General features: G+C 72.6%; 13 protein-coding genes. All 13 read left to right on the forward strand.

Annotation, left to right across the window (positions count from 1 at the left end; all coding sequences use genetic code 11):
* Window positions 1-72: 72 nt before the first annotated feature.
* The 13 genes from rimM (at window position 73) to whiG (ending at window position 14,599) form a co-directional block, all read left to right on the forward strand.
* Window positions 73-672 (forward strand): ribosome maturation factor RimM, encoded by a 600-nt coding sequence (gene rimM, locus ABEA93_RS01060; protein ID WP_345673286.1) that lies wholly within the window; start codon window positions 73-75, stop codon window positions 670-672.
* Window positions 669-1,478 carry a tRNA (guanosine(37)-N1)-methyltransferase TrmD gene (gene trmD, locus ABEA93_RS01065; RefSeq protein WP_345673287.1) on the forward strand — a complete coding sequence of 270 codons (810 nt, stop codon included), beginning with the start codon at window positions 669-671 and terminating at the stop codon, window positions 1,476-1,478. Before rimM ends, trmD begins: the two co-directional genes overlap by 4 nt.
* Before the next feature lie 161 nt (window positions 1,479-1,639).
* Entirely contained in the window at window positions 1,640-2,008 is a 369-nt protein-coding gene (gene rplS, locus ABEA93_RS01070; protein ID WP_345673537.1) for a 50S ribosomal protein L19, read from the forward strand.
* Between the two features lie 2,301 nt (window positions 2,009-4,309).
* Window positions 4,310-5,020: a signal peptidase I gene (lepB, locus tag ABEA93_RS01075; protein WP_345673538.1), complete on the forward strand. Its 711-nt coding sequence runs from the start codon at window positions 4,310-4,312 to the stop codon at window positions 5,018-5,020.
* Entirely contained in the window at window positions 5,013-6,083 is a 1,071-nt protein-coding gene (gene lepB, locus ABEA93_RS01080; RefSeq protein ID WP_345673288.1) for a signal peptidase I, read from the forward strand. Before lepB (ABEA93_RS01075) ends, lepB (ABEA93_RS01080) begins: the two co-directional genes overlap by 8 nt.
* A gap of 88 nt (window positions 6,084-6,171) precedes the next feature.
* On the forward strand, window positions 6,172-7,368 hold the full coding sequence (gene lepB, locus ABEA93_RS01085) for a signal peptidase I (protein ID WP_345673289.1): 1,197 nt from the start codon (window positions 6,172-6,174) through the stop codon (window positions 7,366-7,368).
* Window positions 7,369-7,462: 94 nt separating this feature from the next.
* Window positions 7,463-8,047, forward strand: coding sequence for an NUDIX hydrolase (locus ABEA93_RS01090; RefSeq protein WP_345673290.1), 585 nt, complete (start codon window positions 7,463-7,465; stop codon window positions 8,045-8,047).
* A gap of 76 nt (window positions 8,048-8,123) precedes the next feature.
* The gene (locus ABEA93_RS01095) at window positions 8,124-8,450 is read left to right on the forward strand and encodes a DUF2469 domain-containing protein (RefSeq protein WP_345673291.1); all 327 of its coding nucleotides are present in this window, start codon (window positions 8,124-8,126) and stop codon (window positions 8,448-8,450) included.
* 400 nt (window positions 8,451-8,850) lie between these two features.
* Complete coding sequence (locus tag ABEA93_RS01100; protein WP_425584776.1) at window positions 8,851-9,198, forward strand: YraN family protein; 348 nt, start codon at window positions 8,851-8,853, stop codon at window positions 9,196-9,198.
* 1 nt (window position 9,199) lies between these two features.
* Window positions 9,200-10,909, forward strand: a complete 1,710-nt coding sequence (locus tag ABEA93_RS01105; protein WP_345673292.1) for a YifB family Mg chelatase-like AAA ATPase — start codon at window positions 9,200-9,202, stop codon at window positions 10,907-10,909.
* Window positions 10,910-10,914: 5 nt separating this feature from the next.
* Window positions 10,915-12,111, forward strand: a complete 1,197-nt coding sequence (gene dprA / locus ABEA93_RS01110; RefSeq protein ID WP_345673293.1) for a DNA-processing protein DprA — start codon at window positions 10,915-10,917, stop codon at window positions 12,109-12,111.
* Window positions 12,112-12,816: 705 nt separating this feature from the next.
* Complete coding sequence (locus tag ABEA93_RS01115) at window positions 12,817-13,782, forward strand: tyrosine recombinase XerC (protein ID WP_345673294.1); 966 nt, start codon at window positions 12,817-12,819, stop codon at window positions 13,780-13,782.
* Window positions 13,757-14,599 (forward strand): RNA polymerase sigma factor WhiG, encoded by an 843-nt coding sequence (gene whiG, locus ABEA93_RS01120; protein WP_345673295.1) that lies wholly within the window; start codon window positions 13,757-13,759, stop codon window positions 14,597-14,599. The genes ABEA93_RS01115 and whiG overlap by 26 nt, the downstream gene beginning before the upstream one ends.
* The last annotated feature ends 55 nt before the right edge of the window (window positions 14,600-14,654 follow it).

Genomic DNA, 14,654 nt, shown 5'->3' on the forward strand with positions numbered 1-14,654 from the left:
GGGGGCCACCCGTTTTTTCACGGGACCCCACCCCTTTTCACGGGACCCCGCGTGTCCCGCAAGGAGAATCCAGTGCAGTTGGTGGTCGCCCGGATCGGCCGGGCGCACGGCATCCGCGGCCAGGTCAGCGTCGAGGTCCGCACGGACGAACCGGAGCTCCGGCTCGCGCCGGGCGCCGTCCTGGCCACCGACCCGCCGTCCGCGGGCCCGCTGACCATCGCGGCCGGCAAGGTGCACAGCGGGCGCCTGCTCCTCAGCTTCGAGGGCGTCCCGGACCGCACCGCGGCCGAGGCGCTCCGCAACGTCCTGCTGATCGCCGAGGTCGACCCGGAGGAACTCCCGGACGACCCCGAGGAGTTCTACGACCACCAGCTCGTCGGCCTGGACGCGGTGCTGGCCGACGGCACGCTCGTCGGCGAGGTGCACGAGATCGCGCACCTGCCGTCCCAGGACCTCCTCATCGTGCGGCGGCCGGACGGGCGCGAGGTGATGGTGCCGTTCGTCGAGGAGATCGTCCCGGAGATCGACCTGGCCGAACAGCGGCTCGTCCTGACACCGCCGCCGGGGCTGATCGAGCCGGACGAGGCCGAGGTCGCGTCGGCACGCGACGCGGCGGCTGAGGATGCCCCGGATGGTTCGGATGCCCCGGACGGTTCGGACGGCACTTCGTGAGGATCGACGTCGTCTCGATCTTCCCCGAGTACCTCGCCCCACTCGACGTGTCCCTCGTCGGCAAGGCCCGCGCCAAGGGCCTCCTCGACGTCCGCCTGCACCAACTCCGCGACCAGGCGCACGACGTGCACAAGACCGTCGACGACACCCCGTACGGCGGCGGACCCGGCATGGTCATGAAGCCCGAGCCGTGGACCGCGGCCCTGGAGGAAATCGCGCCGCCCGGCGCCGACCCCGTGCCGCGGCTGATCGTGCCGACCCCGTCCGGGCGGCCGTTCACCCAGGAACTCGCCGTCGAACTCGCCGCCGAACCGTGGCTCGTGTTCGCCCCGGCCCGCTACGAAGGCATCGACCGGCGCGTCATGGACGACGCCGCCACGCGCATGCGCGTCGACGAAGTCTCCATCGGGGACTACGTGTTGGCCGGCGGCGAGGTCGCCGTCCTGGTCATGGTCGAAGCCGTCGCCCGGCTCCTGCCCGGCGTCCTCGGCAACGCCGAATCGCACCGCGACGACTCCTTCGCCCCCGGCGCCATGGCGAACCTCCTCGAAGGGCCCGTCTACACCAAGCCCGCCGAATGGCGCGGCCACGCCGTCCCGCCGGTCCTGCTGTCCGGCAACCACGGCGCGATCGCCCGCTGGCGCCGCGACCAAGCCCTGCGCCGCACCGCGGAAAACCGCCCCGACCTGCTCGAACGCCTCGCCGCGGAGACGCTCGACAAGCACGACCGGGCCACCCTCGCGGCGCTCGGCTGGACCGAGCACGACGGCCGGTTTCTTCCGGACGCCACCCCTGTGGCAGACTGAATGGCTGTTGTCGTACGACCTGATCCGGCGCCCCGCGAGGACGTGTGCCGGAGGTGCCCCTGCCACAGGGGGAGTGCCACCTCGACGGTCTGCGACCCACTTTCGTAGACACCACGAGATCCGTGGGTGACCTGTGGCACCTGCGAGAAAGCGACGCCACCATGGCCAACATCATCGACGGCCTCGACGCAGCCTCCCTGCGCGACGACATCCCGGCCTTCCGCCCGGGTGACACCCTCAAGGTGCACGTCCGCGTCATCGAAGGCAACAAGTCCCGTATCCAGGTCTTCCAGGGCTTCGTCCTGCGTCGCCAGGGCTCCGGTGTGCGCGAGACCTTCACGGTCCGCAAGGTCAGCTACAACGTCGGCGTCGAGCGCACCTTCCCGGTGCACACCCCGGTCCTCGAGAAGATCGAGGTCGTCACCCGCGGTGACGTCCGCCGCGCGAAGCTTTACTACATGCGCGACCTGCGCGGCAAGGCCGCGAAGATCAAGGAGAAGCGCGACGCTTCGGGCCGCACCACGGTCTGACCGAACCTTGCGTAGTACCGCAGAGGCGGGAAGACGAGCCGACTAGGCTCGTCCGCGATGGACGACGCAGCGCGCACGGTCGCAACGGGGACATCCCCGCAGCCCGCCGACCCGGCCCCCGGCCGCGGCTCCACCGGCACCTCCGAAGGAGGGCCCCCGGAGCCGCGGCCGACGCATGCCCGGGGACCGGCAGGCGAGGCGGATTCGGACCCCGATTCCGATGCGGATTCTGATTCGGATGCGGATTCCGATGCGGATTCGGACAAGGTGAAGGCCTCGGACGGCGGGGGAGCGAGGTCGGGGCCGACGGCGGACGCCGCCGAGCGGCGGACCGGCTCGTCGGCGGCCGAGGACACCGCGGTGTCCGGGCCGGAGACCCGAGCCGCCGAGACGGACGGCAAGGGCTCGACCGTGACCGCGAAGTCGCGGGACCGGTCGGGCGGGTCGGCGAGGGCCGAGGACGACGACGGTGCGGGGGCGAGTGCCATGGCGGCCGCGCCTTCCCCTGACGCCGAGGGCCGTGCGGGCCCGACGGCCGCGGTGGCGGCGACGACGTCGAAGGCCGGCGAAGGGGCGGATGCGGGCACCAAAGCTGCCGCGCGTTCCGCCGATTCCGACGCGAGCACGTCGACGCGTCGTCCGAAGGCCCGTCGGATGGGCGCTTCTTCGACGACGGCGGAGCAGGGGCGTGCCCCGAAGCCGTCGAAGTCCGCCGGATCGGGGGGCTCCACGGCCGCCGATGCGGATGCCGAGCACCGGGGGGACTCGGCGGCTTCGGCTGCGACGACGGCCGAAGCCGCCCCCGCGACGCGGCCGAAGGCGCGCCCGAAGGCTCGTCGGGTGGGCTCTCCTCCGGCGACCGTGGAGCAGGATCGCGTGCCCGAGCCGACGAAGTCCGGCGACTCCGAGGGGCGTGTCGAACCTGCGGGCTCCGCCGCCGGTGTGCCGGACGCCCACGGGAGTGGGGGCTCGACGGCCGCGGCGGCGACATCGACGGCGACCGCGGCTGCGGTGGTCGCCGCCAAAGCCGCCACGACGACGACGTCGCATGTGCGTCCCCAAGCCCCAGCCGCGGGCTCGTCTTCGCGCACGGCGGAGCAGGACCGCGGGCCCGCGTCGGTGACGTCCGGCGACTCCGAGGGCCGGGCCAAGCCCACCGGATCAGGCGTGACCGGAGCGGGTGGTGCGGACTCGGCCGACGAGTCCGCGAGTCGGCCGCGTGCGGCGTCGGGGGAGCGCGACGGGGCCGCCCAGCCCCGCGAAGAGTCCTCGGCTTCACCCGTCGACGCCGAGGAGCCGAGGCCGGGCGCCGGCGAAGAGCGTGCGCCGGCCGATGACGAGGCGGCGACGGGGAGTTCCTCCGATGCTGCGGTGCGTCCGCCGAAGTCCGCCGGTGCGGACCCGGCCTCCCTCCACCCCGCGCGGGTTGCTGCGCCGTCGGCGCCGAAGGAGCGCGCCACGGTTGGCTCCGCCGCCGGAGCGCCGGAATCCGCGGACGGTTGCGAGACCGACGACGTCTCCGAGACTGCAGAAGCTGCCTCGGCGGACGGCCCACCGCCCCGTGGCGTCGACAAGACCGCCGACGACGATGACGTTGCCGCTGTCGCCCCGTCCGAAGGCGACGTGAGCGACGACTCGGAATCCGAGGCGGATGCCGAGTCCGGCGAGGCAGATTCCGGCGATGCCGAGCCCACTGCGGCCGATCCCGATGCCGATGCCGCGGGTGTCGAAGCCGACCCCGACACCGGGGCCGCCGACGAGTCCGGCCCGGATTCCGACGCGACACCGACGGCCGAGGGCAGGGCGAAGGCCACGGCCGACGCGTCCGAGCCCGGCGCCGACGGCACCGGGGCTTCGGCCGAGCCCGAGCCCGCTGCCGAGTCCAAGGCGGCCCGGTCCACCGGCGACAAGCCGGAGCCCGCCGCCAAGACGACCCGCACCACTGGCGACAAGCCGGAGCCCGCCGCCGATTCCGACACCGAGGCTTCGGCCGCCGACAGCTCCGGCCCCGGGACTCCCGCGGGCAAGGCCACCGGCGCGGCCCGGTCCGGCGCGGGCGAAGCGGCTCGCGCCGCCGCCGACGCGGATGCCGCCCCCGCTGCCGCGACCGCCCCCGCTGCCGCGTCCGCCCCCGCCGCCAAGTCCCCCGCCGCGTCCGCCTCCGCCGCTGTCGAGCCCAAGACGGCAGACGGCGACCTCGTCAGTCTCGTCAAGACCCGACCCGACGACGACACGGACACCGACGAAGCCGATGCGCCGCGGAAGCGGCGGCGGTTGCCCGCCTGGGTCGAGCTGCCGCTGATGCTGGCGTTCGGGCTCGTCGTCGTGCTCGTCCTGCATACGTGGGTGGCGCAGCCGTTCGTGATCCCCAGCGGGTCGATGGAGAACACGCTGGAGATCGGCGACCGGGTGCTGGTCAACAAGCTGGCCTACTCGTTCGGTGACCATCCGAAGCGCGGTGACGTCGTGGTGTTCGACGGGACCGACGTGTTCACGTTCGACGGGAAGGGCGGCGGGCCTTCCAATCCGATCGGGAAGGCCGTCGACGCGTTCGGGTCGATGTTCGGGTTCGGGTCGTCCGACGAGACGGACTTCGTGAAGCGCGTGATCGGCATCGGCGGCGACCACGTCGTGTGCTGCGATGCGCAGGGCCGCCTCACGGTCAACGGCGTACCGCTCGACGAGAAGGACTTCCTCTACCCCGGCGACGTGCCGTCGACGATCCCGTTCGACGTCGTGGTGCCGGCCGGCGAGCTGTGGGTGATGGGCGACCACCGCGGCAACTCGGCGGACTCGCGGGAGCACATGGGGCAGCCGGGCGGCGGTTTCGTCCCGGAGGACAAGGTCATCGGCCGCGTCGAGTGGATCATCTGGCCGATCGGCCGGATGGGCGGCGTGCACCGGCCCGCGACGTTCTCCCAGCCCGGAATCGACCGGCAGGAGCCGCCGCCGCGGCTGGCGTCCGGACCGGTCGCGGCGGCGGGGCCGCCGTCGGATCGGGGCCGTGGGTAAGCGCGGCAAGCCCCGCACGTCGTCCCGTCCCGGGGAGGAACGCGAGCGTACGGCCGCCCCCGAACCCGCCCCGCCGTCTCCGGCCGCCGCGCCGCCGTCCGGCCCCGAGCCACCGGCCCCGGAACCGTCCGCGGCGGAGACCACCGCGCAGCTCCGCCCGGTGCCCGCGGCCGACGGCACCGCCCGCCCCGGCCGTGCCGCCGCGCGCGCCAAGGCGTCCGCCAAGGGCCGCGGCGGGACCCGGCGGCGGCGCCGTCCCGCGTCGCTGCTGCGCGAGCTGCCGATGCTGGTCGTGGTCGCGGTGGTGATCGCCCTGCTCATCAAGACGTTCTTCGTGCAGGCGTTCTTCATCCCGTCCGGCTCGATGGAGCGGACCATCGGCATCGGCGACCGGGTGCTCGTGGACAAGTTCACGCCGTGGTTCGGCGCCAAGCCGGAACGCGGCGAGGTGGTGGTGTTCCGCGACCCGGGCGGCTGGCTCCAGCACAAGCCGAAGAACGATCCGCCGCCGGGCATCAAGCAGCTGAAGCAGGCGATGGTCTTCGTCGGTCTGATGCCGGCCAACGACGAGCAGGACCTCATCAAACGGGTGATCGGGGTCGGCGGCGACACGGTCGCGTGCTGTGATCCGTCGGGGCGGGTGACGGTCAACGGCGTACCGCTCGACGAGCCGTACATCTATCCCGGAAACGCGCCGTCCAACCTGCCTTTTTCGGTCAAAGTACCGAAGGGCCGCCTGTGGGTGATGGGGGACCACCGGGGCGACTCCGCGGACTCCCGGGCCCATCAGGACCGGCCTTACCAGGGCACCATTTCGGAGGACGACGTCGTAGGCCGCGCCTTCACGGTCGCCTGGCCGATCGGCCGCTGGCGGACCCTCCCGGTGCCCGGCACGTTCGCGGATGCCGGGAAATTTACCCAATCGAGTGCTGCGAACGCGGTTCTCCCGAGCGTTCCGGTCGTTATGGGCTTGACGGGTGCCGTTCCGGTGATCCTGCTCCGTCGGCGTGTACGCTCGCGCCCGCGGAGCCGGGATGTCCACGCGCACCGACCGGGCTCGTGAAACGCGCCCGCAGACGAAGCATGACGATGGACGGATGGCCGGCGAGCCCGCGCGCCGGGCGCCGCCGGCACAGGTACGAGGAGGCGCCGTGGGGGAAGTCGTGGTCGGAGCACGATCCGCAGGTGGAGACGACGAACCCGGTCGTACGCCCGACGAGCCGCAGCGGCGGCCCGAGCCGGGCGGCTCCGTACCTGGCGGAACGCCCGGTGGCACCCCTGCCGGCAGCCCGGCGGGCCCGGCCGGTCCAGGGCCCGGCAACGGGTCCGGCGGACCGGACGAGGGCGCGGACGGCCCCGGCGTCCCGCACCCGGGCGAGGCCCCCGGGGAGTCCGGGGCCCGGTCGGAGAACGGCGCCGCGCCCGACGCGGACACTCCGGTGGACCTGGGCAAGAACGGCGCAGCGGCGGTTCCCCCGCCCGGCGGGCCGCGCGACGAGGAGTCGGCAGAGGAGCCCGCAGCCCCCGGCGGCCGTAAAAGAAAGGCCAAGAAGCCGGCAAAGAAGGGTTCTTTCTGGAAAGAACTTCCGCTGCTGCTCGCGGTCGCGCTGGTGCTGGCGCTCATCATCAAGACCTTCTTCGTGCAGGCGTTCTCCATCCCGTCCGCGTCGATGGAGGACACCATCCAGATCGGCGACCGGGTGCTCGTCGACAAGCTGACGCCGTGGTTCGGTGCCGAGCCGGAGCGCGGCGAGGTCGTCGTGTTCCACGACCCGGGCGGCAGCGACCCGTGGCTGGAAGGCACCCCCGACCAGTCGAGCAACGGGTTCGTGCGCGGTCTGCAGACGGCGCTGTCGTTCGTCGGCCTGATGCCGTCCACGAACGAGAAGGACCTCATCAAGCGCGTCATCGGGGTCGGCGGCGACACCGTGGCCTGCTGCGACGCCGCGGGCCGCATCACGGTCAACGGCGTACCGCTCAACGAGCCCTACCTGAAGCCGGGCGTCGCCCCGTCGGAGACGCCGTTCCAGGTCACCGTCCCCAAGGGGCGGCTGTGGGTGATGGGCGACAACCGCAGCAACTCGCGCGACTCGCGGGCCCACCTGGCCGGCGGCGACGCGATGACCGCGACCATCGACAAGGACGAGGTCATCGGCCGCGCGTTCACCGTCATCTGGCCGCTCGGCCGGATCCACTGGCTCGGCGTGCCGGACACCTTCGACCAGAAGGGCCTGTCGGCGGCGCCTCTGGCCCTCGGCTTCATCGGCGCGGTGCCCATGGTGCTGTGGCGGCGCAAGTGGGTCGAGACGCGCAGCGACGACGCCACGACGGGGGCGCCGCCGGCCTGACCGGTGCCGCATCCGCTTTCCTCCGGGCGAGGCCGGTCCCGTACATGCGTACGGGACCGGCCTCGCCCGTCCGCGTCGGGTGCACAATCGGCGAATGACTTCGAACGACGCCGCGCAGCCCCGGGCCCACGTCAACCCGTGGCCGGAGGCGCTGCCGCATCCCGTCCCCGACTATCCGGCCGACCTGCGCGTGGACCTGGTGCGCAGGGCCGTGCGGGTGGTTTTGCTGGACGCGTCCGGGCGGGTCCTGCTGTTCAACAACAACGTGGCGCAGAGTCGGCCGTCGATCTGGTGGGACCTGCCCGGCGGCGGGCTGGACCCGGGCGAGACGTACGTCGACGCGGCCGTCCGGGAGATCTTCGAGGAGACCGGCCTACGCCTGGACCCCGCCGACGTCGGTTCACCCATATGGCGGCGCAGCTCGACGTGGACACGCGGCGAGTTCCGCCGTGTACAGCACGAATACGTGGTCGCGGCGCGCGTGGCCGGAGAGGCCCCGGAGATCGACGCGCACGGGTGGACCCAGGAGGAAGTCGACGAGTATGTCGGCGCACGCTGGTGGACGGTGGATGAGATCGTGTCGAGTCGGGAGCATTTCTACCCGGGGCGGCTGCCCGAGCTGCTGCCCCGCTTCCTGGCCGGGGAACTGGTGGACGAGCCGTTCGAGTGGTGGAACTGAGCGGGAGGGCGTCGGCCTGGGCCGCCCGCCGGTACACAATGGATGCGACAGCGAAGCGCAGGAGCGAGGGGCGCGCATGAGTGCGGAGGATCTCGAAAAGTACGAGACCGAGATGGAGCTTCAGCTCTACCGCGAGTACCGCGATGTCGTCGGCCTCTTCAAGTACGTCATCGAGACGGAGCGGCGCTTCTATCTCACCAACCAATACGAGCTGCACGTGCGCTCGGCCGACGGCGAAGTGTTCTTCGAACTCGCCATGGCGGACGCGTGGGTCTGGGACATGTACCGCCCGGCGCGGTTCGTGAAGAACGTGCGGGTGCTGACCTTCAAGGACGTCAACGTCGAGGAGCTGACGAAGAGCGACTTGGAGATGCCGTCGGGGAATGAGGGGTTCGGGACGTAGGGGGAGACGGGGGAGGGGCGGCCGGCTGAGCGTTGTGCCGGCGTCGTGGCCCCCTCCCCCACCCACCTTCCGGCGGTCGCGGCCTGCCGTGACCGCCGGGTCACGCCAGGTCACGCCGGGTCGCAAAGTAGCCGGTCTCCGGTTCCGGCGGCGGAAGTTATCCACAGGCTGGGGTTGTCCACAGCCTTGGCGATCTTGAAGCTGCGCGTCTCCCTCCCGACCCGTCATGGTCGTCGCGGAGGTGGTCCTCATGACCCGCACGCCCGACCGGCACAGCCCGAAAACCCGCGCGGCGACCCACGCCGAAACCCCGGCCGAGACCCCCGTCGGTCCCGAAACCGGCCGCACACCCAAACCACGCACCCCCGCGACCCGCACCCCCACCACCCGCAACGCCGCCATCGGCGACTACGGCGAGCGCGTCGCCGCCCGCTTCCTCGCGGACGCCGGGTTCGTCGTCCTCGCCCGCAACTGGCGCTGCGCCCTCGGCGAGCTGGACCTCGTCGTCCGCGACGGCCCGACCCTGGTCGTCTGCGAAGTGAAGACCCGCCGGATCCCCGCGGTCGAGCACCCTCTGGCCGCCGTCACCCCCGGCAAAGCCGAACGCTTACGCCGTCTCGCCGAACGCTGGATCGCCGAACACCCCGACCTCGCCGCCCCCGGCTGCGACGTCCGCATCGACCTGGTCGCCGTGCTGCCCTCGCACCGCGGCGCGGCCCGCGTCGAACACGTGAGGGGAGCGTGCTGACATGGTGTTCGCCCGCACCCGCTCGGTGACGCTGCTCGGCGTCGACGGCGTCGTCGTCGAAGTCCAAGCGGACATCGAACCCGGCCTCACGGTCTTCAACCTCGTCGGCCTCCCCGACAAGTCGGTCACCGAATCCCGCGACCGGGTGCGCGCCGCCCTGGTCAACTCCGGCGAGGAATGGCCGCCCCGCCGCATCACCGTCGGCCTGACCCCCGCCACCGTCCCCAAAACCGGCAGCGGCTTCGACCTGGCCGTCGCCTGCGCGATCGTCGCCGCCAACGGCAAGATCGACCCGGAACTCCTCGCCGACCTGATCATGGTCGGCGAGGTCGGGCTCGACGGCCGGGTGCGTGCGGTCCGCGGCATCCTGCCCGCCGTCATGGCCGCGGCCGCGGCCGGGTGCGGCCGGGTGGCCGTGCCCGAGTCCGTCGCCGTGGAAGCCCGCCTCGTGCCGGACATCGAGGTCCTCGGCGTCCGATCCCTCCGGCACCTGTTCGCGGTGCTGCGCGGCCTCCCGCCGCCCGACGAACCGCCGCTCCCGGCGGCCACCGGGCCCGACCCGGAAACGGTCGGCTCGATGCTGATCGGCGGCCCCGGCCTGCCCGGCCTGCCGCCGCCCGACCTCGCCGAGGTCGCCGGACAGCGCCGCGCCCGCCGCGCCCTCGAAGTGTGCGCCGCGGGCGGACACCACCTGTACCTGCTCGGACCGCCCGGCGCCGGGAAGACCATGCTCGCCGAGCGCCTGCCCGGCCTGCTGCCGCCCCTCGACCCGCCCGCCGCCCTGGAGGTCAGCGCCGTCCACTCGGTCGCCGGGACCCTGCCGCCCGACCGGCCGCTCGTCACCGCACCGCCGTTCTGCGCACCGCACCATTCGGCCACCATGCCGAGCCTGGTCGGCGGCGGAAACGGCCTGCCCCGCCCCGGAGCCGTGTCCCTCGCCCACCACGGAGTCCTCTTCCTCGACGAAGCCCCCGAATTCAGCACCCGCGTCCTCGACGCCCTGCGCCAACCCCTGGAAAGCGGCCTGGTCACCGTCGCGCGCAGCGCCGGCACCCTCAGATTCCCCGCCCGGTTCCTGCTCGTGCTCGCCGCGAACCCGTGCCCGTGCGGGAGGTTCGCCGGCAAGGGCCTCGACTGCACGTGCTCGCCCGCGATGCGGGCCAAGTACCTGTCCCGGCTGTCCGGGCCGCTGCTCGACCGCATCGACGTCCGCGTCACCGTCGACCCGGTGTCCCGCGCGGAACTCTTCGAACCCGCAGGTGACGGAGAGTCCACCGCCGACGTGGCCGCCCGCGTCCGCGAAGCCCGCCAACGCGCCGCACGCCGGTACGCGGACACCCCGTGGGCACTCAACGCGGAAGTCCCCGGCCGCGAACTCCGCACCCGCTGGAGCCTCGCACCCGACGCTCTCACCTCCGCCGCCCGCGACCTGGAACGCGGCATGCTCACCGCCCGCGGCCTCGACCGCGTCCTCCGCGTCGCCTGGACGATCGCCGACCTGGCCGGCCGCGACCGGCCGAGCACGGCGGACGTCGACGCCGCCCTGGAATTCCGCACCGGCGTACCGCGCGGCACCGCCGCCGAGTTGCTCGCCCCCACCGGCGGCGCACTCCCGGAATCCGACGCCACCCAGGCCGCACTCGCCCAACTGGCCACGCTCGACGCCGACCGCGAACGCCGCGACCGGCCCGAATGGGACACCGAGGAGTGACCCCCATGAACGACGAACACGTCGCCCGCGCGGCCCTCGCACGGATCGCCGAACCCGGCGACACCGCCATGGGCGCCGCCGTCCGGGTCCACGGCCCGCAGGAGGTCCTCCGGGTCCTGCACGGTGACGGACCGCTGCCGCCCGAGTTCCGGCGCCGCGACCCGGGCGGCTACCGCGTCCGCCTCGGCGGCGCAGCGGCCGCCGAGGACCTCGCCGCGGTCGCCCGCCTCGGCGGGGAGTTCGTGATCCCCGGCGACCGCGGCTGGCCCACACAACTCGACGACCTCGGCGACGCCCGCCCCCTCGGTCTGTGGACCCGCGGCGCCGCCCGACTCCGGCACGCCGCATTGCGCTCCGTCGCCGTCGTCGGTTCCCGCGCCGGCACCGACTACGGCACCTACGCCGCCTACGAGTTGGCCCGGGAACTCGCCGAAGCCCGCTGGTGCGTCGCCTCCGGCGGCGCCTACGGCATCGACGCGGCCGCCCACAAAGGCGCCCTCGCCGCGGGCGGCCTGACCATCGCCGTCCTCGCCTGCGGCATCGACGTGGCGTACCCGCGCGGCCACGAACGCCTGTTCGCCCGCATCGCCGAAGTCGGCACCCTCGTCAGCGAACTCCCGCCCGGCAGCTCCCCAAGCCGTATCCGCTTCGTCGAACGCAACCGCGTCATCGCCGCACTCACCCCCGGCACCCTCGTGATCGAAGCCGCCGTACGCAGCGGCGCCCTCATCACCGCCCACCGCGCCGACGCCCTCGGCCGCGTCGTCATGGGTGTCCCCGGCCCGATCACCTCGCCGCAATCCGCCGGCGTCCACCAACTGCTCCGCGAGGAGGAAACCTACGTGGTCACCTGCGCCGCCGAAGTCCTCGAACACCTGGGCCGCATCGGCGAAGACCTCGCCCCCCGCAAAGCCGGCCCGGCCCGCCCCTGGGACCGCCTTCCACCCGACCTCTTACGCGTCCTCGAAGCCACGTCGCCCTTCCATCCCCTCGCACCCCCCACCATCGCCCGCACCGCCGGCATCGCCCCGGGAACCGTCACCACTTACTTGGAGGCCCTCCGCGAACTCGGCCTCGTCACCCCGCAGGAGGCACCACCGGGGACCCCGCGCCCGTGGCTCCGCACGACCACCCACAACGACAACACCCCGGCCCGGAACGACAGACGGGTCCCCGACGGTCCCCGAAGCACGGCAATGTGAGGGCATCCGCCACCGGGACGTTTCCGGGAGATGTCTCCGGATCAGGTTGCCGGAGGCCGGTGCGCGCGATCGTAGGGCGAAGCCCCAGAGCCCGTACTCGGTGGACGCCTACGTGGCTGCAGCATCGCGCGTGCGTGTCGGCCGTCGTGGTCCGGACGGATCCCATGGACACGGAACCGGACGTCCCGGGTCACCCGGCGCGGAAGAGCATTTCCGAGGCGGTGTCGTGGAACCACTCCCAGAACGGGCGGGTTTCGAAGATTCCGAAGTCTTGGTGGTCGAACATGGCCACACGGCAGTCGTCGTCGGTGGTGGGCGGGACGAGCGATCGAGCTTCGTGCTGCTGCGTCGCGCCTGGGCAGTGCCACGCGCAGGTGCCGACGTGCCGACGAGCCATGGGCGCCCGAGCAAGGCCCCGGACCCCGCGCATCCCGTGCGCCCCGCACGCGCGGGGCCAACTTGTATGCAGATGTCATCGTCATGTCAGTCTGCTTCCCCCTCCAGGAGTGATGCCGATGGATCCATGAACGAAGTTGGTCGTCCCTGATCGGAAAGATGCCGATCGGCAACAGTCCTGGAGGGGGCGCGTGGAGGCGTGCGCTGGGGCGTGGGCCGCGCCCACTACCCGTGGCGGTGCTTGACCGCGACCGATCGACTGATCAACGTTGGGGCATGGTCCCCCCAGAGCGCAGCGACGCTGTCCCGATGCCTGCCGAACTCGCCGATGCCGCCGAACGCTTCACGCGGCATCTGCGGGCCGAGCGCGGGTTGTCGGCGCATTCCGTACGCGCCTACGCGGGAGACGTCGCCGCGCTGCTCGAGCACGCCCGCCGGATGGGCGTGACATCGCCGCGCGGGATCGACCTTGCCGTGCTGCGGAGTTGGCTGGCCCGCATGACCAGCCTCGGCAGTGCGCGCACCACGATCGCGCGCCGTGCCGCCGCCGCGCGGGCGTTCACCGGCTGGCTCACCGCCAACGGCATCGCCGATGCCGACGCGGGTGCGCTGCTGGCCACGCCCAAAGCACACCGGCCGCTGCCTGCCGTCCTACGCCAGGACCAGGCACGCGCCCTGCTCGACCGCCCGCGGCCGAGCCGTGCCGACAAGGCGAAGCACGATCCCGATCCCGAAGCCGAACCCGCACGGGAACCCGACCCCGAAACCCCCCTCGCCCTCCGCGACCAAGCCCTCCTCGAAACCCTCTACGCCACCGGCATCCGCGTAGGCGAACTGGTCGGTCTCGACGTACCCGACCTCGACCTGGAACGCCGCGTCATACGCGTCCTCGGCAAAGGCGGCAAGGAACGCACCGTCCCCCTCGGCCTCCCCGCCGTCCGTGCCGTGTCCGCCTGGCTGGACCGGGGCCGTCCCGAGTTCCGCAAGCCGCACAGCGGCAACGCTTTGTGGCTCGGTGTCCGGGGCCGCCGCCTCGACCAGCGGGCCGTGCGGGACCTCGTCCACCGGCGCCTGGCCGCCGTGCCGGACGCGCCCGATCTCGGCCCGCACGGGTTGCGGCACAGCGCCGCGACCCACCTGATCGAAGGAGGCGCGGACCTTCGTAGCGTTCAGGAGTTGCTCGGTCACGCTACGCTCGCGAGCACGCAGATCTATACGCACGTCTCGGTGGAACGACTCAAGGCCACGTATGCCCAAGCACATCCCAGGGCGTGACGGAACCACCACGACCGTGTCCGAGCCCGAAGCGGCCGGCACGCGCGGTGGTGACCCGAACCGCGCGCTGGACGCCCTCTGGCGCGAGTTCAAGCTGTCCGGGGAGCCGCGGCTCCGGGAGCGCCTGATCCTGCACTACTCGCCGCTGGTGAAGTACGTCGCGGGCCGCGTCGGTGTCGGCCTGCCCGCGAACGTGGACCAGGCGGACTTCGTCTCGTACGGCATCTTCGGCCTCATCGACGCGATCGAGAAGTTCGACCTCGACCGCGCGATCAAGTTCGAGACGTACGCGATCAGCCGCATCCGCGGCGCGATCATCGACGAACTCCGGGCACTCGACTGGATCCCGCGTTCGGTACGGCAGAAGGCGCGCAACGTCGAGCAGGCGATGGCCACCCTCGAAGCGCGCCTCACCCGCACCCCGTCCGAGGCCGAAGTCGCCCGCGAAATGGGCATCACGCTCGACGATCTGCGGGCCATCTTCAGCCAGTTGTCCCTCGTCAACGTGATGGCCCTCGACGAACTCCTGCACGCCGGCTCGGAAACCGGCGACCGCCTGAGCCTGGTCGACACCCTCGAGGACACCACCGCGGACGACCCGGTCGAGGTCGCCGAGGCCCGCGAGATGCGCCACCTGCTCGCGCGCGCCATCAACGCCCTCCCGGAGCGGGAGAAGACCGTCGTCACGCTCTACTACTTCGAAGGCCTCACGCTCGCCGAAATCGGCCACGTCCTCGGCGTGACGGAGAGCCGCACCTGCCAGATCCACACCAAGGCCGTCCTGCAACTCCGCACCAAACTCGCCGACATGCGCTGAACGCCGCCCGCTGCCGCCCGTCCGCCCACCGTGGACGGGCGGTGCCGTCACGTCG

It is taken from the genome of Yinghuangia aomiensis (genome assembly GCF_039542225.1).
Taxonomy (GTDB): domain Bacteria; phylum Actinomycetota; class Actinomycetes; order Streptomycetales; family Streptomycetaceae; genus Yinghuangia; species Yinghuangia aomiensis.

Bases quoted from the DNA above. Each gene is read 5' to 3' on its own strand.
- ABEA93_RS01095 (WP_345673291.1), top strand. From the start codon at position 8,124: ATGAGTGCGGAGGATCTCGAAAAGTACGAGACCGAGATGGAGCTTCAG.
- ABEA93_RS01105 (WP_345673292.1), top strand. From the start codon at position 9,200: ATGGTGTTCGCCCGCACCCGCTCGGTGACGCTGCTCGGCGTCGACGGC.
- rplS (WP_345673537.1), top strand. From the start codon at position 1,640: ATGGCCAACATCATCGACGGCCTCGACGCAGCCTCCCTGCGCGACGAC.
- ABEA93_RS01115 (WP_345673294.1), top strand. From the start codon at position 12,817: ATGCCTGCCGAACTCGCCGATGCCGCCGAACGCTTCACGCGGCATCTG.
- lepB (WP_345673538.1), top strand. From the start codon at position 4,310: ATGCTGGCGTTCGGGCTCGTCGTCGTGCTCGTCCTGCATACGTGGGTG.
- dprA (WP_345673293.1), top strand. From the start codon at position 10,915: ATGAACGACGAACACGTCGCCCGCGCGGCCCTCGCACGGATCGCCGAA.
- whiG (WP_345673295.1), top strand. From the start codon at position 13,757: ATGCCCAAGCACATCCCAGGGCGTGACGGAACCACCACGACCGTGTCC.
- ABEA93_RS01090 (WP_345673290.1), top strand. From the start codon at position 7,463: ATGACTTCGAACGACGCCGCGCAGCCCCGGGCCCACGTCAACCCGTGG.